Raw genomic sequence first — 19112 nt, forward strand, 5'->3', positions numbered from 1 at the left:
GGCGAGTGTCCGACCTTCGTATGCCGCCCGATCCCGGGCCGGGCGTAGGCGACATGTACCGGATGCCGCGGGCCGTGCGCGCGGCACAGATCATTGCCGTCGGTCAGGCCGTGCTGGGAATCCTGTGCACGGCGTCGTCCGGCTGGTTGCTGGGCACCAAGGCCGCCATCGCCACCGGAGTTCCCTTCCTTGCCGCATGGTTGCTCGGACTGGTGGCGCTGACCTTCAACTCCGAGGGCCAGTCGGTGCGGATCGGCGGAATCCTGCTCGCCGCCATGAACATGCTGTGGACCGTCCCCTCCATCACCGACGGCCGCCCGCCCGGCCCGATCGGGCCGATTGTCTCGCTCGTGGTGATCGTGCTGCTGTTCCGCCGCGAGGCCCGGGACTGGTTCGAACCACCGGGCTGGTAACCGAAAACGACTGCCGCTGGTAACAATTGCGAAATCCGGTCCGCCGATTCGCAATATCACGGCAATTCCCGGCGCTTACCGTGACCGTATGAGTTCGGAAGCGGCCGCTGGAACGGGCATCCACATCAGCGGATTGAGCAAGACGTTCCGGGCCGGGCGGCGCACCGTCCAGGCGCTGGACGCGGTGGACCTGCACACGGAACAGGGCGCCTTCCTGTCGCTGCTCGGACCTTCCGGCTGCGGCAAGTCCACCATCCTGCGCATTCTCGCGGACCTGGACACGCCCAGCGCCGGAACCGCGCGCATCAATGGTGAGAGCCCGGCCGAACTGCGCAGGCGGCACGAATTCGGGATCGCCTTCCAGGATTCGGCGCTGTTGCCCTGGCGCAGTGTGGAATCCAATATCAAGCTGCCGCTACAGGTGGCCGGGCTGCCCGTCGACCCGGAACAGATCGCCGAGCTGATCCGCCTGGTCGGCCTGGAAGGTTTCGAGAAGGCCAAGCCGGTGCAGCTGTCCGGCGGTATGCGGCAACGGGTTTCGATCGCCCGCGCCCTGGTGGTGAAACCCAAGGTGCTGCTGCTCGACGAACCCTTCGGCGCGCTCGACGATATGACCCGGCAGCGGCTCAATCTGGAACTGCTGCGCATCTGGACCGAAAAGCCCGCCACCACCCTCATGGTCACGCACGGCATCGCCGAAGCGGTCTTCCTCTCCGATGTCGTGGCCGTCATGAGTCCCCGGCCCGGCCGCATCGTGCAGCTCGTCGACATCGACCTGCCGCGCCCGCGCACCCCGGAGATGATGCGCAGCCCGGACTTTCACAAACTCTGCGACTACCTGTCGGAACTGCTGTTCGGGCGCACCGGGCACGGCGGCGTCACCGCGGAGGAGGGGGTGAGCGCGGAATGAACCGGATCGGAAAACTCGGTGGGCTCGCGGGCCTCGCGGCCCTGCTGGCGATATGGCAGGCGCTGGCCGCCGCGCACGTCGCGGGCGGGACCATTCCCGGTCCGTGGCTGGTGCTGAACACCATGTACCACGACGGTTGGGCACTGTACGGGCCCAACTTCCGGATCACGGCACAGTGTGCGCTGCAAGGGTTTCTGTGGGGCAACGGCCTGGCCATCGCGCTCGCCGTGCTGGTGGTGCTGATCCCGCCGATCGAGATGCTGGTGACGCAGCTGGCCATCCTCAGCTACTGCACGCCGCTGCTGGCACTCGGGCCGATCATCCTGGTGGTCTTCGGCGGCCGCACCCCGACGGTGTTCCTGGCCGCCATGTACTGCTTCTTCACCACCATGGTCGGCACCGTGTCCGGACTGCGGTCGGCCGATCGCACCAGCCTCGATCTGGTGCGCGCCTACGGTGGCGGGCGGTGGCAGCGGCTGCGGCGCGTGCAGTTGATCTCAGCGCTGCCGAATACCCTGGCGGCGTTGAAGATCGCGGCCCCGTCGGCCGTGCTCGGGGCGATCATCGGCGAGTATCTGGGCGGCGTGGACAGCGGGATCGGTGTCGCCCTCACGGCCGCGCAGACCGCCTACAACATTCCGCGCACCTGGGGGATGGCCATTGCCGCCGCGGCGCTTGCGGGACTGGGTTACGCGGTCGTGGCGCTGGTGGCGCGGGTGGCCGTGCCGTGGACCCGGGCGGAGGCGCGATGAAAACCCGGAACGCGCTGCGGCCCATCGGGAAATTCCTGCTGCCGGTGCTGGTTTCGCTGATCCTGCTGGTGCTGCTGTGGCAGGGATTCCTGCAGCTGTACCCCCAGGTGGGACCGGTCGGCAAGACGCCCGGCGAGGTGTGGAAGTACCTGATGATCGGATCGACCGCCGAGTCCGCGCAGCAGCTGATCTTCGGCCAGCTGCGAATCACGCTGCGGGACGCCATGATCGGCTTCGCGGCGGGCTTGGGTGCGGCGCTGCTGGTCGCCGCGGCCTTCGTCGGCGTGCCCGCCATCGCGCAGGCGTTCATGCCGGTGGCCATGCTGCTGCGGTCGGTGCCGCTGGTGGCGCTCACGCCCATCATCGTGCTGATCTTCGGGCGCGGGCTGCTCGGCGTGACGGTCATGGCGGCCATCGTGGTGTTCTTCCCGGCACTGGTCATGATCATGACCGGGCTGCGGTCCGCACCCGCGCAGGCCATGGAACTGGTTGCCGCGTACGGCGGTTCGCGGTGGCAGGCCATGCGGCTGGTGGCGATTCCGGCCGCGCTGCCCGCGGTGTTCGCCGCCGCGCGAATCTCGGTGCCGGGCGCCCTGATCGGTGCGCTGCTGGGCGAATGGCTCGGCAGCGGAACCGGTCTGGGCGCAGGGCTGATCCAGGCCATCCCCCGCTTCGAGTACGAGCAGCTCTGGGCCTCCATCGCCATTGTCACGCTGGTGTCGGTGCTGGCGTACGCGATCGTCGGCGTGCTGGAGGGACTGGTGCTCGCGCGCTTCTCGCCGCAGGCCGAACGTGAGTGAATACTCGAATTAACGCAGCGCATACAAATACCTCTCCGAAAGCAAAAAAATCGAAATCGAAAGCCCCTACATTCGCCGCATGAGTCGTTTGTTCGGGCCGGATCCGGCCGCACCGCTGTCCCTGGATCGGCGATCCTTCCTCCGCTACGCCGGGCTGACCGCAGCCGCCGTCGGCAGCGCCGGACTGGTCGCCGCCTGCGGCAATGATTCTTCCGGGCCGGGCAATGGCACCACGCCGGACGGATCCAGGTACGGCACCGTCGCGGTGCAGCTGTCCTGGCTGAAGAACATCGAATTCGCCGGTGAGTACTTCGCCGACAGCCGGGGTTATTACAAGGAGGCCGGATTCGGGTCGGTGAACCTGATCGCCGGCGGTGCGGCCAGCACCTCCGTGGAATCGGGTATCGGCACGGGGAAGATCTGGATCGGCATGTCCGCGCCGCAGACCACCGCACCCGCCGTTCTGAAGGGGCTGCCGCTCAAGATCGTCGGCGCGACCTATCAGAAGAATCCCTTCTGCATCGTGAGCTCGGCGGCCAAGCCGATCAGAACGCCGCAGGAGATGAAGGGCCGCAAGATCGGAGTGCAGGACACCAACCAGCTGATTTTCGACGCGCTGCTCGCCGCCAATGGCATGACGCGATCGGAGCTGACCGTCGTACCCGCGCAATTCGATCCGACCCCGCTGGCCAACGGTGAGGTCGACGGCTGGGTCAGCTACTTCACGAACGAGCCGATCATTCTGGGCGCCAAGGGATTCACGAACTTCAGCTTCTTGTTCGCCGATTACGGCCTGCCGCTGGTCGCCGAAACCCTCACCGTGCACCAGCGCACCATCGATTCCGAACGCGACAAGTTGAAGGCCTGGCTGAAGGCCGACATCCGGGGCTGGCAGGATGCCATCGCCGACCCGGCGGAATCGGCGCGGCTGGCGGTCGAGGTGTACGGCAAGGACCAGCAGCTGAATCTCGGGGAACAGAAGCAGGAGGCCCTCGCCCAGAACGGGCTGCTGGAGTCGCCGGAGACCAAGGCCAACGGCCTGTTCACCATGAGCGACAAGCTGATTGCCGACAATATCGCCGCACTGGGCAAGGCCGGGATCGATATCGCCGCGGACAAACTCTTCGATATGTCCGTGCTGAAGGAGCTCTACGCCGAGGATCCGAGCCTGATCAAATAACTCGCTCAGGCCGGAATGCGGTGCGGGGAGCGGGGTTCCGCCGACGTGCCGTTGCGGACCGACAGCAGTTCGGCGGCGATCGACACCGCCGTCTCGGCCGGGGTGGACGCGCCCAGGTCGAGACCGGCGGGGGAGCGCAGCCGGTCCAGGGTGGCGGCGTCGAAACCGCCCGCCTCCAGGGCTTCCAGCCGATGCGTGTGCGCGGTGTGCGAACCCATGGCGGCCAGATAGCCCAGCTCGGGTAGTCGCAAAGCGATGGTGAGCAGCGGGATCTCGAACTTGGCGTCGTGCGAGAGCACCACCAGCGCTGTGCTGGAATCGATTTCGCCCGCTGACACCAGCGTGTTCAGGTAGCGGTGCGGCCAGTCCACCACCACCTCACAGCCCGGATAGGCGTCCTCGGTGGCGAAGGTGGGGCGGGCGTCGACGATCGTCACCCGGTAGCCGAGCAGCCGGCCCTGAATGGCCAGTGCGGACGCGAAAGCATTGGCGCCCACCAGGATCAGATGCGGCGGGCGCGCGAACGAGGAGACGAACACATCCGAATCGGGCAGCGACACCAGCTCGGTGCCGTGCCGGCGATCGGTGACCAGATGCTGGCCGATCACATCCGGATCCGCATGCCACACCACCGTGAACACGGTGACCTGCCGCTGCGCCAGAATGTCGGCGGCCACATCCGGGAACTCGGGAAAATGCCTGCGCGAGAACGGTTCCGCGAACACGTCGAGGGTGCCGTGGCAGTCGGTGCCGGCGTCCAGGCCGCTACCGGGGCCGAAGCGGTGCAGGCCGCGCTGGCCGGTGCGCGCCGCCTCCAGCGCCACCTGATAGGCGGCCGCCTCCGCGCATCCCGCCGACAGCGAGCCGAAGGCCCGGCCGTCTGCGTCCACCACCATCGCCGTCCCGATCGGCAGCGGCGAGGACCCGGTGGTCCGCACCAGAGTGACCAATCCGCCCGTGCGCCCGCTGTGCCACAACCGCATCAGATCGTCGACGATATTCCGCATCACTAGCTCCCGATTACCGTGTGCCGCCGCCGGGGTAGTCCCAGTCGATCCCAGTCGCGAGGTCGTCACACGTGACGCACACCATATCCGCTCGTTGCCGTAAATAAGTGCCCGCCCCTGAATTTCCCTCCGCCGCAGCTACAACGCCTGCCCAGTGCTCGCGGCCGAGCACCACGGGGTGGCCGGGGAGACCTGCGAACACCGCTCGCGCGAGCCTGCTCTCGCTGTCGCGCGCAGCCGCGACCACCCGGGCCACGACATCGCCCCGGACGTCCGGAGTGTCCACCGGCATGATCGCCACCAGGTCGGCCGGGCCGGTATTCCCGGTCGAAGTTATCCCCATGTCAATAATCCCTGTGGATTCTTTCCGCGCCGCAGCAGTCCGCACGGCAAGGGCGGAAACCGCCGCCAGACCGGCGCGGATCGATGCGCTGAGCCCGGTTTCCCAGTCGGCTGCCCACACCGGACGGGTGCCCTCGGGCAGAACGATGCGGGGTGTTTGCGCGACCAGCCAGCGCGGCTCCGAGGTCTGGTTTCCCGGCGGTAGCGGGTGCGCCGGACCGGTCGCGCCGAGCACCACGAAGATTCGGTCGCAGCCGCCGTCGCGCAGCGCGGCGACCGCCGTGTCCAGCCAGGAGCCGTTCTCCGCCAGCACCTTCGGCATGCCGTAGCGGGTTCCGGCACCGGCCGCCAGCAGGATGCCGTCGCAGCGTTCGCGGGTCATGCGCCGACCGTAGTGGTCCGAGGCGGTTTTCGCAGGATGGCGGGCTGCGCCCCGAGGATCTGCGGCACGTCGACTGGCGGGTCCGGTTGCCGTGCCCGATGCTGGAAGGCGATGACGGATACCGAGATCGGGCTGAACGAATTCGCCGCGCTGCCGGAACCCGCGGCGATCCGGGCATTGCTGGCCTGCTGCTCGTCCCCGGCCTGGGCGGCCGGAGTGGCGGCGCGACGGCCGTACCGCGATCTGGCGGGATTGCTCGAGACGGCCGACGCCGTACTGAACGAGGTGAGCGAGGCCGAGATCGATCTCGCGCTGGCCGGGCATCCGCGCATCGGCGACCGGCCCGACAGCGCGAACTCCGCCCGCGAACAGGCGGGCATGGCGACCGCGGACGCGGCCGTGCGCGCCGCCATCGCGGCGGGAAACCGTTCCTACGAACAGCGTTTCGGGCACGTGTACCTGGTGTGCGCCACCGGGAAGACGCCCGCCGAACTGCTGGCGATCCTGGAATCCCGGCTCGGAAACGTTCCCGCCGACGAAAGACGCATCGTGCGAGCGGAATTGGCGAAGATCAATCGAATCCGATTGCGGCGCATGATCGGCGAAGGGCAGGAACCGTGAGCACCCTCAGCACGCATGTCCTGGACGCGGTGCGCGGCACCCCCGCCGCCGGCATCGGCGTGACCCTGCTCGACGCCGGCGGTACGGAATCTGCCTCGGGCACAACCGATGCCGATGGACGTATCGCCGCCCTCGGCGGCGAGCTCACCCCCGGCACGTACCGGCTGCGCTTCGACACCGGCCCGTACTTCGCCGCCCGGCACGTCGACACCTTCTACCCCGAGGTCACCATCGCCTTCACCGTGACCGACGCCCGCCACTACCACGTCCCACTCCTGCTGTCCCCCTTCGCCTTCTCCACCTATCGAGGAAGCTGACACCATGGCCGCCGACACGATCCAGGTCATCGAGGGCTGCGCCGTCGCGACGGTCGACGCCGCCGGCACCGAACACCGCGACGGCCATGTGATCCTGCACGGCAACAGAATTCACGCTGTGGGCGCGGGTCCCGCCCCCGAAACCCCCGGCGCGACCCGCATCGACGGCCGCGGCTGCCTGCTCACCCCCGGACTGGTGAACACCCACCACCACCTCTACCAGTGGATCACCCGCGGCCTGGCCCCCGACGCCACCCTCTTCGAATGGCTCACCACCCTCTACCCCATCTGGGCCGGCATCGACGAGGACGCCACCCGCGTGGCCGCCACAGGAGCCCTCGCCGCCCTGGCCCGAACCGGTTGCACCACAACCACCGACCACCACTACGTCTTCCCCCGGCACGCCGGTGACCTGCTCGCCGCCGAAATCGACGCCGCCCGCACGGTCGGCCTCCGCTTCCACCCCACCCGCGGCTCCATGGACCTCGGCCGCAGCGCCGGCGGCCTGCCACCCGACGCGGTCGTCGAATCCCTCGACGACATCCTGAAAGCCAGCGCCGACGCGGTCTCCCGCTGGCACGACCCGTCCTTCGACTCCATGCTCCGCATCGCCCTCGCCCCCTGCTCCCCGTTCTCGGTCACCACCGACCTCCTCCGCGAATCCGCGGTCCTGGCAAGGGAACTCGGCGTCCGCCTGCACACCCACGTCGCCGAAACCCGCGACGAGGAGCGGTACTGCCGAGAGACCCACGGCTGCACCCCCGCCGAATACATGGAACGCCTCGACTGGGTCGGCCCCGACGTCTGGTGGGCCCACGCCATCCACCTCGACGACACCGCCATCACCACCATGGCTCGCACCGGCACCGGCGCGGCCCACTGCCCCACCTCCAACGCCCGCATAGGCACCGGCATCGCCCGCATCCCCGCCCTGCTCGCCGCAGGCGTCCCCGTCGGCCTCGGCGTCGACGGCGCGGCCAGCAACGAATCCGGTTCCCTCATAGAAGAACCCCGCAACGCCCTCTTCTTCGCCCGCCAAACCGCAGGCCCCCAATCCATGACCACCCGCACCGCCCTCGAGTTGGCCACCATGGGCGGAGCCCGCATCCTCGGCCGTGCCGACGAGATCGGATCACTGGAGCCGGGCAAGCTGGCCGACCTCGCGCTCTGGAACCTCACCGGCCCCGCCTACGCGGGTATCGACGACCCGGTCACAGCGCTCATCCTGGGCGCCGCCCCACCACTGGCCGCCCTGATCGTGAACGGCCGAATGGTGGTGCGCGACGGGGAAGTTCGCACCGTCGACGAAGCCGAAGTAGGCCGTCGGGTCGCCCGTGCCCAGGCCCGCCTCGTCGCTGCGGCGAGGTAGCCGCACGCCCGTTCGGAGACCCCTCGCTCGGTGAGCGGGTTTCCCGGGGCTCCTCTAAACTCCACGCCAGGCGGACCCTGTCCGACACGCCGACGCGGCCGTAACCCGGAACTGCGAATCGCGAAACATGATATGCGAAGTATCGCAGCCGTTTTGTGGCAAAATCCGACCCCGGCCCGCTCATCGGTTACGGGAGACGATATGACGTCACCGTGGAGGAAGGAGTTCCGCTGAACCCGATGAGCGGTGTGTCATCCGCCGACACCGCATGGTCCGGACTGCGTGCCACGGGCTATGCCGTCGTTCCGATGATCGACCAACTCACTCGTCGCGAATTCGCGTTGTTGGCCGATGTCTACGATAACGAATTGTCGCTGGACGACTGGCTTCCCGAGAAGAATCGCACCCGGCTCCGGTCCTACCAGCGGTTCTCGCTGTTCATCGAGAAATCCGGAGAGCTGCGTTTCGAACGGGACGAGGCGCCTGGGCCGTATATCCAAGATATGTCGGTCAATCGGCTGCAAGGCGGAATCGCGCGCGTCTTCAAGCTGATTCCCCCGGCGCATCCGGTCACCGCTGTCACCGAGAAACTCGCAAACTCGGTGGCGAGAATGCTGCTGGCCGCGGATGTATTGAACGAGACGCGGACCCCGGAGGTCGAGGTGGATATCCATTTCATCCGGATTGTCGCTCCCGGCGAACCCGCGCCCGAGGGCATCCACCGCGACGGGTTGCTCGGCGGTTCGGTCCATCTGGTCAGACGCGAGAACATCCTCGGTGGCGTGTCCGAGGTCTACCGGCCGGACGATGAGCCGACCCTGCTGGAAAGATTCGGATTGGACGAGCCGTTGCAGTCGTTCGTCTTCGACGACGCCAGGGTGCTGCACTTCACCCATCGGATCGAGCGCGACGGGAGCGACTCCGAAGGCTACCGCGACGTACTGCTGATCGGATTCCGCGATCGTGACTGACCAGGTCGCCCACTTCCTCTCGATATCCGAGAGCCTGCTCGCCGAATCGGAACTCATCGAGATCGCCACCGATCTGACCGCGATACCGTCCTATACGGGCGACGAGACCGCACTCGCCCTGCACGTCCGGGATGTCTTGCGGAACAACGGGATCGAAGCGAACGAGCAGTGGGTGGCAGCGGCCGCACAGCCCGGTGGCCCGGACCGCTACCAGACCATCGGACGCATCGGCGGGGCAGGCAAGCCCGCGCTGCTGTTCAACGGGCACCTGGACATGGATCCGGTGGACGATCGCCCGGACCGCTTCACGGCCCGGCGTCACGGGGACAAGCTCTACGGCGCGGGGCTGCACAATATGAAGAGCGGCCTCGCGGCGATGATCGGAGCGGCGATCATGGTGCAGCGCAGCGGAATTCGACTGGCCCGCCCGCTTCGCCTGGAATTCGTCGCCGGCGAACTGCAGGGCGGGGTGGGCACCAAGCGTGCGCTGTCCGAGGCGCTGGGCAAGGGCTTGCTCGCCGACGCCGCCGTCGTTCCCGAGCCGTATTCGGTGCGGCACATCCTGACTCGCACCGCCGGAGTGCACAAGTTCGCCCTCGTGGTGCGCGGGAAGACCGCGCACACCAGCCGTCATCGCGAGGGCGTGGACGCGATCGCCGTCCTGCGCGCACTGATGGACCTGCTCGATCGAACCGATCTCGGCCTGGGCGACCCGAAATATCCGGAGTTGCCGCGTCTTCAACTGTCCAGCCTGGTCGCCGGCCGCGGGGACCGGCACGATCCGTCGGGCGTCAGCTACAGCGCCGACAAGGCCACCGCGATCTACGATCTGCGCTATCCGCCACCGTACGAACCCGAGCTCGTCGTGGAGGTGCTGGAGGCGTTCGTGCGCACGGCGGCACGGTTGTTTCCCGAAGCCCGGATCTCGGTCGACCAGCCGCCCGATCCGGTGTTCCGGGTCGGCGGGGCCGAGATGCCGCCCATGGACGTGTCGCCCGATTCCGAACTGGTGAAGGATATTTCGGCCCTGCTGCCGCAGGTGTCCTCGTTTTCGGTCAAGGAAACCGGGCTGGTGCTGCCGTACTCCTACTGCGGCAACGACACCACCCACCTGTCCAGGGCCGGAATCCAATGCTGCCTGTTCGGTCCCCGCGGGGAGGGCCCGGATACCGAGGACCACGTTCTCGTCAGCGAAATGCTGGCTTGCGCACGGACTCTCGCGGCACTGGCCGTCCTGCGCTGCGGCGGGCCGCGATTCAGCAACCCAGCTGCCGGATCCGCTCCTCGACCCGCGCGCGCAGCGGTAGCCGCAGCCGCACAGTGATCGCCTGCGCCCGCCGCAACATGGCGCACGCGTCCGCGACGTTGCCCTGCTCGGCTGCCACCCGCGCCATATTGTGCAGTGCATCGGCCTCGCCCTGCGGGTTTCCCACGCGCCGGGCAATGGACAGTGAAGCCTTGTAGTAGTGGCAGGCCCGCTCATGGTCGGCCGCACTGCGTTCCAGATGGCCGAGCCCGCGCAACGCGTCCATATTCCCCAGTGGATCGTTCACCGCGATGGCCAGCCGCCCGGCCTGTTCGAGGTATTCCCGCGCCTCCCGCGAATTCCCCAGCGTGCGAAGGATATTGCCCAGCCCCCACAGGGCCCAGCCCTCGCCGTACCGGTCATGGATGCGCTGTGCGATGGCCAGCGCCTCCTCGTAGTACGTGCGCGCCGATTGCACCTCGCCGATCAATCGTTCCGAATGGCCGAGTCCGCGCAGCGCGTCCCCTTCGAGCTTGCGGTAGTTGATGCCACGGGCGATGCGCAGCGCGTTCACATAGTGGCGTCGCGCCGCCTCGTGATCGCCGCTCAGCCGCAGACATTCCGCCAGTCCCCATTGACCGGTGCCGATGCGCTCCGGGTCGTCCAGATCCTCGGCGACATCGAGCATGGCCTCCGAGCAGTCGCGGGCCTGCCGATAGTCGCTGACCATCCGGTGCGCCAGGCTCAGGCCGTCGAGGGCGTCGCATTCCGCGGGCTGATAGCCGATCGCGCGGGCGGTATCCAGCGCCTTGGTGAAGTTCTTCCGCGCCGTGGTGTGCTCGCCGGTGATCCACGCCAATTTGCCTCGCTCACACAGGACTTCGGCGAGGCATTGGCGATCGGGCAGGGACTGGGCCAGGGTGCGCGCCTGCCCGAAGAGGGCGGCGGCCCCCTCGTGCCGGCCGCTCAGCCGATCCACCCGGCCCAGCCCCACCAGCGCCCACGCCTCGGCCTGCCGGTCGCCGAGTTCCCGGGCGACCGTCGCCGAGCGCTCGTACAGGCGGTAGGCCGCCGACCAGCGTCCGCGCCCGCACAGGTGGGAGGCGACCAGGCGAGCCAGTTCCGCGGTTTGCGCACTCGCGCCGGCGTTTTCGACGCAGCCGACCAGGAGTTCGCGTTCCCGCGTCAGCCACGCCCTGGCCTGCGCACCGTCGGCCGGGCCGGTGGCGCGGACCGGCGAATCGGCCGGACTGGGCAGACTCGCCCGGCGGGCGACCGCGAGCGCGAAGACGACCAGGCGATCCATGGCGGAGGGAAGGCCGTCACCGGGGTCGGCGAGCAGGCTGGCGTAGAGCTTGGTCATATCGTGCATGCGATAGTGCGAGCCGCCCGGCAGTGGATCGAGCAGGCAGGCTTCGAAAAGCCTGCGTATCAAGGTCTTCGCGCGGCCGAGAGGCACATCGGCCATAGCGGCGAGCGGCTCCGCGCTGATCTCCGGACCGGGGAACGAACCCAGCAGCCGGACCGTGCGCTGTAGTTCCGGGTCGCGCAGCCGCTGGTACCACCGTTCGAAGGTGGTGCGCACCGACTCCTCGCCGGCCGCGAAACGATCCAGAATCGATTCGGCCAGTTCGCGATTGGCGGTGTCGTCGACCGGGGTGCGGCGCAATTCCGCGGTCAAGGCCGTCAGGTCGGCGGCGCTCTCGGCCAGCATGCTGGGATCGTGGTGGGCGAGCTGACTTCCGAACAGTTTGAGCGCCAGCGGAAGACGGCCCGCCGCTTCGACTATCCGGCCGACCGCCGTGCGGTCGTACTGGCCCACCCGCAGATTGGCGAACTTCGCCAGCAGCTCCTCCGCCTCGCCCGGATCCATCACATCCAGATGCATCGGCTGGGCGCCGACCAGCTCGACCAGCCTGCCGCGGCTGGTGACCAGCACGAACGATCCCGCGGAGTCCGGTAGCAGGTCCCGCACCTGCGCAGTGTTCGCCGCATTGTCGAACACGATCAACATGCGACGGCTGCGCATGGCCTCACGCCACTGCGCCGCCCGCCGGTCCGGCTCGGCCTCGATGGTCTCCCGCGGAACATCGATCTCCAGCAGCAGGCGCTCCAAAAGATCTGCGCTACTGCGTGGTTCACGCTTCGGTGTGAAGCCGAACAGATCCACCCAGATCGCGCCGTCCGGATACTGGCGCGCGAATTCCGTCACCGCGTAACGCGCCAGCGCCGTCTTTCCCACACCGGGAACGCCGTCCAGGACGTGCACGGGACCGCCATTGCGGTGAATATGCTGACGCACCCGCGTCTGCAGTTCGGCGCGTGCCTGCAGCCGTCCGGTGAAATGCGGTACCTCGGGCGGCAATTCGCCTTCGAAGACGGCCGAGCGATCCGTCGTCCGCTGCGCGACGGTTTCCCTGAACTCCGCCTTCACCTCCTCGGACTGATGTTCCAGGTCGGCGAGATCCAGGAGTTGATCCCAGGTGGTGCCATAGATGTTCGCCAGCGTGCGCAGGGATTCGAGGCCCGGCCGCGCGCCCTTCTCCGGGCGGATGGAGCCGTCCGGAGCGAAGGGCCACCGCTCGTACTCCGAGATTCGGCTGGCTCGCATACCGTCGCGGTCGCTGAGGGCATTGAACTCGTCTGCCACGGACTGCTGGCTGAGCTCCCGGGACAGCCGCCAGGCCACGCGCGGGCGATGGCCGCGCTGACGCAGTTCGGCGGCGAGCTGTTCGTCCAACTGTCTGCCGGTGATACCCAGGTGGTGCAGTTTGTCGCGTAGGCCGCGCCGCTCCTCCTTGTCGGCCGGGCTGCAGGGACACCCATCGCAGGTCTTACGTTTCGGCACCGGGTACCTCCCGTTCGCGAGGTGGCCGATCCCCCGGGCCGCGTGGCGATCCGCGTCCCGGGGGCGGCGGTCGATCGGCCAGTTCGCACCAATTTACTTGGTGACAGCGAGGATTCGGCACGGTCCGGGGTTCACGAGCGCGCAGAATCCACCCTGGAGCTTGTGAAGTTTTTCGGATCTCGGAAGTGTTCTCGCAGGTAGGAACCTTCGGTGTGGCGTAGAAACTGCCCCGTCCGCTGGTCTCGAAGCGGACAGGGCGGCAGGTCGACCATGGAGTCATGACAGGCGGACCCGTCTGAGGGGTCGGGTCCACCGCACGCGAAGGGACCGGATCATGGCAATCAAGGAGACCGACTGGCTGTTGACCAGTGATGTCGCGGACGAGGCAGCGTTCCGGGTGGATGTGCCGGAACCGGAATGGGGCCGGTGGGTGCTGTCCTATCTGCCGACGTCCATGCGCGTCAGCAAGGAGCAGGCCATTGCCGGGCTGGTGCTCGCCGAGATGATTCTCATCGGATTGCTCAGGGCCGGAGGGGAATTCGACGGTGAGATGGCGGCTCTGCATGCCGATGCGCTGGGGCTGACCGTCACCGATGTCATGTGCCTGCTGGCACTGCGCGAGCAGGGGCGGGGCGCGGACGAGGGGGACGCCGGGGGATCGTGGCGGCGGCCGGAAGGCCGGTTCGCGTCGGCCACGGTCACCCGGCGTCAGCGTCCCCGCGTCGGCGAGGGGAGGCGATGATGATCGGGCGCTGGCTGGTTCGGTGCCTCGGGATATTCGGGGCGGTAATGGTTTTCGCGGTGATGGTCATGCTCGCGGTGGCCGGCGGATGCGGGAGCCGGGTCGGTACCGAACCCGGGCGGCCGGGGGTGTCGCCGTCGGCCGTGGCGGGGGAGTGCGCGCCGTTTTGCGGGGTCGGGGGTGATGGTCACGGGATGGGGGTTGTTTCCTGACCAAGAGTAACGAAGTTGAAACAGGTGGGGGTGTTTCCGCAATCTCTGCGCAACTCGGTGCTCATAAGGTGGATACGAGGCCGGTGGCGTGTGGGCGCGGGCGGCCCCGCAGGTGAGAGCGGGTGAGACGGATGGATCTGGATACGGTCCGCGAAGTGGTGGTGGCACGGGATCGCGAGGATCTGGCCGGACTCGGGCCCGGGACCGTCGTACTGGCCGGCGGGACCTGGCTGTACTCCGAACCGCAGGACGGGGTGGAGCGGCTCGTCGATATCACCGGGCTGGGGTGGACACCGGTCGCCATGGATGCGGGCGGTCTGGAAATCGCCGCCACCTGCACACTCGCCCAGCTCGCGGACAGCCGGTATCCGGCGCGGTGGACGGGCACGGCGCTGTTCGGGCAGGCCTGCGGGGCGCTGCTCGCCTCGCACAAGATCCGGCGGACCGCCACCGTGGGCGGCAACGTCTGCCTGGCGCTGCCGGCCGGGGCGGTGCTGGCCGCGCTGACGGCCCTGGGTGGGTACGCGCTGGTGTGGGGGCCGCGGATGGACCGGTGGATACCGCTGTCGCAGTTCGTTTTCGGGCCGGGGAACACCCGGCTCAATACCGGGGACATGCTGCGGGCGATTCGGATACCCGAGCCGAATCTGCGGGCCCGCACCGCATTTCGCAAGATCGCGCTCGCGCCGCTGGGGCGGTCGGGGGCGGTGGTGATGGGGCGGCGCAATCTCGACGGGAGCTGTCATCTCACGCTCAGTGCCGCCACGCGGCGTCCGGTCGTGCTGGAGTTCGACGAGGTTCCGGGCGGTAGCGAACTCACGGCAACTATCGACGCGGTGAATCCGCGACTCTGGTACGACGATCCGCACGGTAGCCCGGACTGGCGGCACCACGTCAGCACCCTGCTCGCGGCCGAGGTCGCGGCCGAACTGGCGGGAGGCGACGCATGAGATTCCAGGTGGACGGCAAGCCGGTCGACAGCGCCGCACGACCCGGGCAGTGCCTGCGCACGCTCCTGCGTGAAACCGGGCATCTCGCCCCGAAGAAAGGCTGTGATGCCGGGGACTGCGGGGCCTGCACCGTGCTGGTGGACGGCGCGGCCGTGCACTCCTGCGTCTACCCCGCGCATCGCGCCGACGGACGGGCCATCACCACCGCCGCCGGGCTCGCCGGGGCCGGACCCAACGCCGTGCAGCGGAAGTTCGCCGAACACGCCGGCTTCCAATGTGGTTTCTGCACCGCGGGAATGGTCGTAACCGCCACCGACCTCGCCGCCCGCGGCGAACTCGATCCCGCCACCCTGCCCGAAACCCTCAAGGGCAACCTGTGCCGGTGCACCGGCTACCGCGCCATCGCCGATGCCCTCACCGCCGCCGCGGAGACCGCGGTGCCGCGACTGTGCAACCAGCCCAACGATTTCCGCAGCCCGGCCACCTCACCGCTGCCCGCACTCCCGTGCCACAGCACCTCCTGCGGGACCAGCGATCGCGTCCAGATCGCGCCCGGAGCGCCCGAACCGGGCGCGCCCGGCGTCACCGGTACCGGCGCGGGCGCGCCCGCCGGAGCCCGGATCGTCACCGGCGCGGAACCGTTCACCATGGACTTCCCGCCCGTGAGTGAAGTCCGGGACTCGGGGTACCCGCCCGATGTGTCTCCGGATGTACCCCCGAAGAACCCCTTGCATCTGGAGGTGCTGCGCAGCCCGCACGCCCATGCGCGGGTCGTGGCCGTCGAGACCACGGCCGCCGCGGCCATCCCCGGCGTGCGGGCTGTGTTGACGTTCACGGACAGCCCGGAGATCCGGTATTCGACCGCACGGCACGAGATTCGGGAGGACGATCCCGACGACACCCGGGTACTCGACCGGGTGGTGCGATTCCGAGGGCAGCGGGTGGCGGCGGTGGTCGCCGACACGCTCGCCGCCGCGCGGGCCGGATGCCGGGCGCTGCGCGTCGAATACGAAGTGCTGCCAGCGGTTTTCGAGCCGGAGCAGGCGCTGCGGGAGGGCGCGCCGCTCCTGCACGCCGGCAAAACCGCGCCCCGGATCGCCGATCCGGATCACAATGTCGTCGCCGAAATCCACGGCGGCGCCGGCGATGTGACCGCCGCACTGGCCTCGGCAACCCATGTGGTGCACGGGGTGTGGGAGACCCAGCGAGTACAGCACGTACACCTCGAGACCCACGCCAGCGTCGGCTGGCTGGACGAGGACGGGCGGCTGGTGGTGCGCACCAGCACACAGGTGCCGTTCCTGGTGCGCGACGAACTGAGCCGGGTCTTCGGACTGCCGCGCGAGCGAGTGCGGGTGTTCGCCGCACGGGTCGGCGGCGGATTCGGCGGCAAACAGGAGATGTTCACCGAGGATCTGGTGGCCCTGGCGGTCCTGCGCACCGGTAGGCCGGTGCAGTACGAACTGACCCGCACCGACGAATTCCTCACCACCTGCCGCCATCCCATGCGGGTGGAGGTCACCGCCGGAGCCGACGCCGACGGAGGTCTCACCGCGCTCGCCGTGCAGGTCCTCGCAGACGCGGGCGCGTACGGAAACCACAGTGCCGGAGTGCTTTTCCACGGCCTCACCGAGTCCGTGGCGCTCTACCGCTGTGCCGCCAAACGGGTCGACGGCCGGTCGGTGTACACCAACAATGTGCCCTCGGGCGCGTTCCGCGGTTACGGGCTGGGGCAGGTCCAGTTCGCGATCGAATCGGCGCTGGACGAACTGGCCCGCCGCGCCGGCCTGGACCCCTTCGAATTCCGCCGCCGCAATGTGGTCCGCCCCGGCGACGATCTCATCGGCGGATTCTGCCACCCCGAACCCGATCTCGGCATTGTCAGCTACGGCCTCGACCAGTGTCTCGACCTGGCTGAACAGGCCCTGCGGCGCGGCAACGGGGTCGCCGCGCCCGGCCCGGACTGGCTGGTCGGCGAGGGTATGGCCCCGTCCATGATCGCCACCGTCCCGCCGCGCGGTCACCGCTCCACCGCGCACGCTGCCCTGCTCGCCGACGGCACCTGCGAAATCCGGGTCGGCACAGCCGAATTCGGCAACGGGACCACCACCGTGCTGGCGCAGCTGGCCGCCACCGCCCTCGGCACGAATATCGAGCACATACGCATACGGCATGCTGACACCGACGTAACCGACTACGACACAGGCACTTTCGGATCCACCGGCATCACCGTCGCGGGCCGCGCCACCCACGCCGCCTGCGAAGCCCTGCGCCGGCGCATCCTGCGGCGCGCGGTCGCACTCACCGGCCTGCCCACCGAACTGCACACCGTCGAATCCGGCGGCGTCCGCATCCTGGATCGCTTCCTCACCGCCGCCGACCTGGTCGCCGACGGCCCGCTGCGTGCCACCGCCACCCATGACGGCACGCCGCGCTCGGTCGCGTTCAATGTGCACGCCGTGCGCGTGGCGGTCCACCCTGGCACAGGGGAGGTCCGGATTCTGCAATCGATTCAGGCCGCCGACGCCGGCACCGTCCTCAACCCGGTGCAATTGCGCGGCCAGGTGGAAGGCGGCGTGGCACAGGCCGTCGGCACCGCCCTCTACGAGGAGATTCGCACCGACAGTGGTGAGACGACCACGAAAACCCTACGGCACTACCATATTCCGCAGTTCGCCGACATTCCCCGCACCGAGGTCCACTTCGCCGCGACCACCGACCCGCTGGGCCCGCTGGGCGCGAAATCCATGAGCGAGTCCCCGTACAACCCGGTGGCGCCCGCCCTCGCGAATGCCATTCGTGACGCCATAGGTGTTCGGCCGCACCGGCTTCCGATGACGGCGGACCGAATCTGGAACCTGCTGCGCGCCGGTTCCCCGGCGCCGGATCAGCCGAACAGCCCGCGCACGAACGGGATCGAATCCGCCAGTGAGGCGTTCACCGTCCCGCTGTGATCGGCCGGATAGGTGTGCAGGGTGACCGGTTGGGCGTTCGCCTGCAGTTTCGCCGCCCACAGCAGGGTCGCGGGGGTCAGCACATCGGTGTCGGTCAGGCCCTGGCCCAGGAAAAGCGGTCGGTCGTAACCGGATTCGGGCAAGCCCATGTAGCGGGTGAGCAGGCCCGGCAGGTCCGGAATCTGCGCCAGGGGGCGGCTGAACATGCTGCCCAGCGTCACGCCGGCCGCCGACAGTTCGTTGCCGAACGGTTCCAGGCACGAGGAATTGGCGCGATCGACCCAGTTCCGGCCCGAATCGTTCAGGTAGGAGTCGATATTCAGTTCCGGGTAGGTGGTGCGCAGGCCATTGAGGATGTAGAGCACGTAGGCCGTGGTGTGCGCGCCGAGCTTGATCGGCGGGACGCCCGGTCCCAGCGGCAGCAGCGCGTCCTCGATGTAGGCGGGCACGCCGGTGCCCACCGCGCCCCGGTAATCCAGTTCCGGACCGCCGAATTCGGTGGCGTAGCGCGCGGTCAGCACCGCCGCGCCGCCGCCCTGCGACTGGCCGACCACGACCCACCTGTTGGACAGCGAGTCGTACTGCCGGGTCGCGGCCTGCACCGAATCCACCACATTGTGGGCTTCGACCACGCCGTTCAGATACGGATGGTCGCCGGGCGTTCCCAGGCCCGCGTAGTCGGCGGCCACGATGGCGTAGCCCTGCTGCAACCAGGTGCCCAGGTAGGCCCAGTCGCGTTCGCGCGCTCCGGGTCCGGCGATGGAGTAGGCGCACTCGTCGCCCATGCCGATGGTGCCGTGTGCCCAGGCGATGACGGGCCAGCCGCCGGCGGGTGCGTCACCCGACGGGAAGTACACGGCGGCACTGGCGGTGGCGGGCTCGTCGCGGGCCGTGGAGGTGCGGTAGAGGAACCGTTCGGCACGCGCTGCGCCCGGGGGAGTGGCCACCGCGGCGAGCGGTTCCACGGCGGTGACCGTGCCGGTCGGGTCCGGTGCGGCGGTGGCCGGGGCGAGCCCGGCCGGGGTCAGTACCGCTGTGGCGGCGAGGGCCGCACCGGCTATCCAGCGTTTCCGCATCAGGTCTCCTCGACTGCTCG

The 19112-nt window shown here is 68.7% G+C and carries 17 protein-coding genes; 13 read left to right on the plus strand and 4 right to left on the minus strand.

Features of this window, described 5'->3' with window-relative positions:
- The first annotated feature begins 5 nt into the window (after positions 1-5).
- From H0264_RS07955 to H0264_RS07975, 5 genes are all read left to right on the plus strand, one after another.
- Positions 6-413: a hypothetical protein gene (locus H0264_RS07955; RefSeq protein ID WP_181583368.1), complete on the plus strand. Its 408-nt coding sequence runs from the start codon at positions 6-8 to the stop codon at positions 411-413.
- Between the two features lie 88 nt (positions 414-501).
- Complete coding sequence (locus H0264_RS07960; protein WP_181583369.1) at positions 502-1323, plus strand: ABC transporter ATP-binding protein; 822 nt, start codon at positions 502-504, stop codon at positions 1321-1323.
- Positions 1320-2075 (plus strand): ABC transporter permease, encoded by a 756-nt coding sequence (locus H0264_RS07965; protein ID WP_181583370.1) that lies wholly within the window; start codon positions 1320-1322, stop codon positions 2073-2075. The genes H0264_RS07960 and H0264_RS07965 overlap by 4 nt, the downstream gene beginning before the upstream one ends.
- Positions 2072-2875: an ABC transporter permease gene (locus H0264_RS07970; RefSeq protein WP_181583371.1), complete on the plus strand. Its 804-nt coding sequence runs from the start codon at positions 2072-2074 to the stop codon at positions 2873-2875. The genes H0264_RS07965 and H0264_RS07970 overlap by 4 nt, the downstream gene beginning before the upstream one ends.
- A gap of 79 nt (positions 2876-2954) precedes the next feature.
- Entirely contained in the window at positions 2955-4055 is a 1101-nt protein-coding gene (locus H0264_RS07975; RefSeq protein ID WP_181583372.1) for an ABC transporter substrate-binding protein, read from the plus strand.
- Positions 4056-4060: 5 nt separating this feature from the next.
- Here H0264_RS07975 and H0264_RS07980 read toward each other — a convergent pair whose 3' ends face one another.
- Together H0264_RS07980 and H0264_RS07985 are read right to left on the minus strand one after the other, a co-directional pair.
- The gene (locus H0264_RS07980; protein WP_181583373.1) at positions 4061-5062 is read right to left on the minus strand and encodes an XdhC family protein; all 1002 of its coding nucleotides are present in this window, start codon (positions 5060-5062) and stop codon (positions 4061-4063) included.
- Between the two features lie 13 nt (positions 5063-5075).
- Positions 5076-5786, minus strand: coding sequence for a nucleotidyltransferase family protein (locus tag H0264_RS07985; RefSeq protein ID WP_181583374.1), 711 nt, complete (start codon positions 5784-5786; stop codon positions 5076-5078).
- Between the two features lie 111 nt (positions 5787-5897).
- Here H0264_RS07985 and uraD point away from each other — a divergent pair, with 111 nt between their 5' ends.
- From uraD to H0264_RS08010, 5 genes are all read left to right on the plus strand, one after another.
- Positions 5898-6407, plus strand: a complete 510-nt coding sequence (uraD, locus tag H0264_RS07990) for a 2-oxo-4-hydroxy-4-carboxy-5-ureidoimidazoline decarboxylase (protein WP_181583375.1) — start codon at positions 5898-5900, stop codon at positions 6405-6407.
- A complete protein-coding gene (gene uraH / locus H0264_RS07995) occupies positions 6404-6724 on the plus strand; it encodes a hydroxyisourate hydrolase (RefSeq protein ID WP_181583376.1) in 321 nt (106 codons plus the stop codon). The genes uraD and uraH overlap by 4 nt, the downstream gene beginning before the upstream one ends.
- 4 nt (positions 6725-6728) lie before the next feature.
- Complete coding sequence (locus tag H0264_RS08000; protein WP_181583377.1) at positions 6729-8093, plus strand: 8-oxoguanine deaminase; 1365 nt, start codon at positions 6729-6731, stop codon at positions 8091-8093.
- A gap of 239 nt (positions 8094-8332) precedes the next feature.
- Positions 8333-9064: a 2OG-Fe dioxygenase family protein gene (locus H0264_RS08005; RefSeq protein ID WP_181583378.1), complete on the plus strand. Its 732-nt coding sequence runs from the start codon at positions 8333-8335 to the stop codon at positions 9062-9064.
- Entirely contained in the window at positions 9057-10388 is a 1332-nt protein-coding gene (locus H0264_RS08010) for a M20 family metallopeptidase (protein ID WP_181583379.1), read from the plus strand. Before H0264_RS08005 ends, H0264_RS08010 begins: the two co-directional genes overlap by 8 nt.
- Here the strand turns inward: H0264_RS08010 and H0264_RS08015 are convergent.
- Entirely contained in the window at positions 10321-13158 is a 2838-nt protein-coding gene (locus tag H0264_RS08015) for a tetratricopeptide repeat protein (RefSeq protein WP_181583380.1), read from the minus strand. The two genes, H0264_RS08010 and H0264_RS08015, sit on opposite strands and share 68 nt — an antisense overlap.
- A gap of 334 nt (positions 13159-13492) precedes the next feature.
- Between H0264_RS08015 and H0264_RS08020 the strand changes: the two genes are divergently transcribed.
- The 3 genes from H0264_RS08020 to H0264_RS08030 all read left to right on the plus strand — a co-directional run bounded on the left by H0264_RS08020 (position 13493) and on the right by H0264_RS08030 (position 18016).
- The gene (locus H0264_RS08020; RefSeq protein ID WP_181583381.1) at positions 13493-13900 is read left to right on the plus strand and encodes a hypothetical protein; all 408 of its coding nucleotides are present in this window, start codon (positions 13493-13495) and stop codon (positions 13898-13900) included.
- 343 nt (positions 13901-14243) lie between these two features.
- Positions 14244-15062 carry an FAD binding domain-containing protein gene (locus H0264_RS08025; protein WP_181583382.1) on the plus strand — a complete coding sequence of 273 codons (819 nt, stop codon included), beginning with the start codon at positions 14244-14246 and terminating at the stop codon, positions 15060-15062.
- Positions 15059-18016 (plus strand): molybdopterin-dependent oxidoreductase, encoded by a 2958-nt coding sequence (locus H0264_RS08030; RefSeq protein WP_181583383.1) that lies wholly within the window; start codon positions 15059-15061, stop codon positions 18014-18016. Before H0264_RS08025 ends, H0264_RS08030 begins: the two co-directional genes overlap by 4 nt.
- Here H0264_RS08030 and H0264_RS08035 read toward each other — a convergent pair.
- Positions 17950-19092 carry a lipase family protein gene (locus H0264_RS08035; protein WP_181583384.1) on the minus strand — a complete coding sequence of 381 codons (1143 nt, stop codon included), beginning with the start codon at positions 19090-19092 and terminating at the stop codon, positions 17950-17952. The genes H0264_RS08030 and H0264_RS08035 overlap by 67 nt on opposite strands.
- Positions 19093-19112 lie beyond the last annotated feature (20 nt).

The sequence above is a fragment of the Nocardia huaxiensis genome, assembly GCF_013744875.1.
Lineage (GTDB): Bacteria > Actinomycetota > Actinomycetes > Mycobacteriales > Mycobacteriaceae > Nocardia > Nocardia huaxiensis.

Excerpts from the sequence above, each read along its gene's own strand:
- H0264_RS08020 (WP_181583381.1), top strand. The coding sequence starts at position 13,493 with ATGGCAATCAAGGAGACCGACTGGCTGTTGACCAGTGATGTCGCGGAC.
- uraD (WP_181583375.1), top strand. The coding sequence starts at position 5,898 with ATGACGGATACCGAGATCGGGCTGAACGAATTCGCCGCGCTGCCGGAA.
- H0264_RS07960 (WP_181583369.1), top strand. The coding sequence starts at position 502 with ATGAGTTCGGAAGCGGCCGCTGGAACGGGCATCCACATCAGCGGATTG.
- H0264_RS07980 (WP_181583373.1), bottom strand. The coding sequence starts at position 5,062 with ATGCGGAATATCGTCGACGATCTGATGCGGTTGTGGCACAGCGGGCGC.
- H0264_RS08005 (WP_181583378.1), top strand. The coding sequence starts at position 8,333 with ATGAGCGGTGTGTCATCCGCCGACACCGCATGGTCCGGACTGCGTGCC.
- H0264_RS08035 (WP_181583384.1), bottom strand. The coding sequence starts at position 19,092 with ATGCGGAAACGCTGGATAGCCGGTGCGGCCCTCGCCGCCACAGCGGTA.
- H0264_RS07970 (WP_181583371.1), top strand. The coding sequence starts at position 2,072 with ATGAAAACCCGGAACGCGCTGCGGCCCATCGGGAAATTCCTGCTGCCG.
- H0264_RS08030 (WP_181583383.1), top strand. The coding sequence starts at position 15,059 with ATGAGATTCCAGGTGGACGGCAAGCCGGTCGACAGCGCCGCACGACCC.
- H0264_RS07985 (WP_181583374.1), bottom strand. The coding sequence starts at position 5,786 with ATGACCCGCGAACGCTGCGACGGCATCCTGCTGGCGGCCGGTGCCGGA.
- H0264_RS07975 (WP_181583372.1), top strand. The coding sequence starts at position 2,955 with ATGAGTCGTTTGTTCGGGCCGGATCCGGCCGCACCGCTGTCCCTGGAT.
- H0264_RS08000 (WP_181583377.1), top strand. The coding sequence starts at position 6,729 with ATGGCCGCCGACACGATCCAGGTCATCGAGGGCTGCGCCGTCGCGACG.
- H0264_RS07965 (WP_181583370.1), top strand. The coding sequence starts at position 1,320 with ATGAACCGGATCGGAAAACTCGGTGGGCTCGCGGGCCTCGCGGCCCTG.
- H0264_RS08025 (WP_181583382.1), top strand. The coding sequence starts at position 14,244 with ATGGATCTGGATACGGTCCGCGAAGTGGTGGTGGCACGGGATCGCGAG.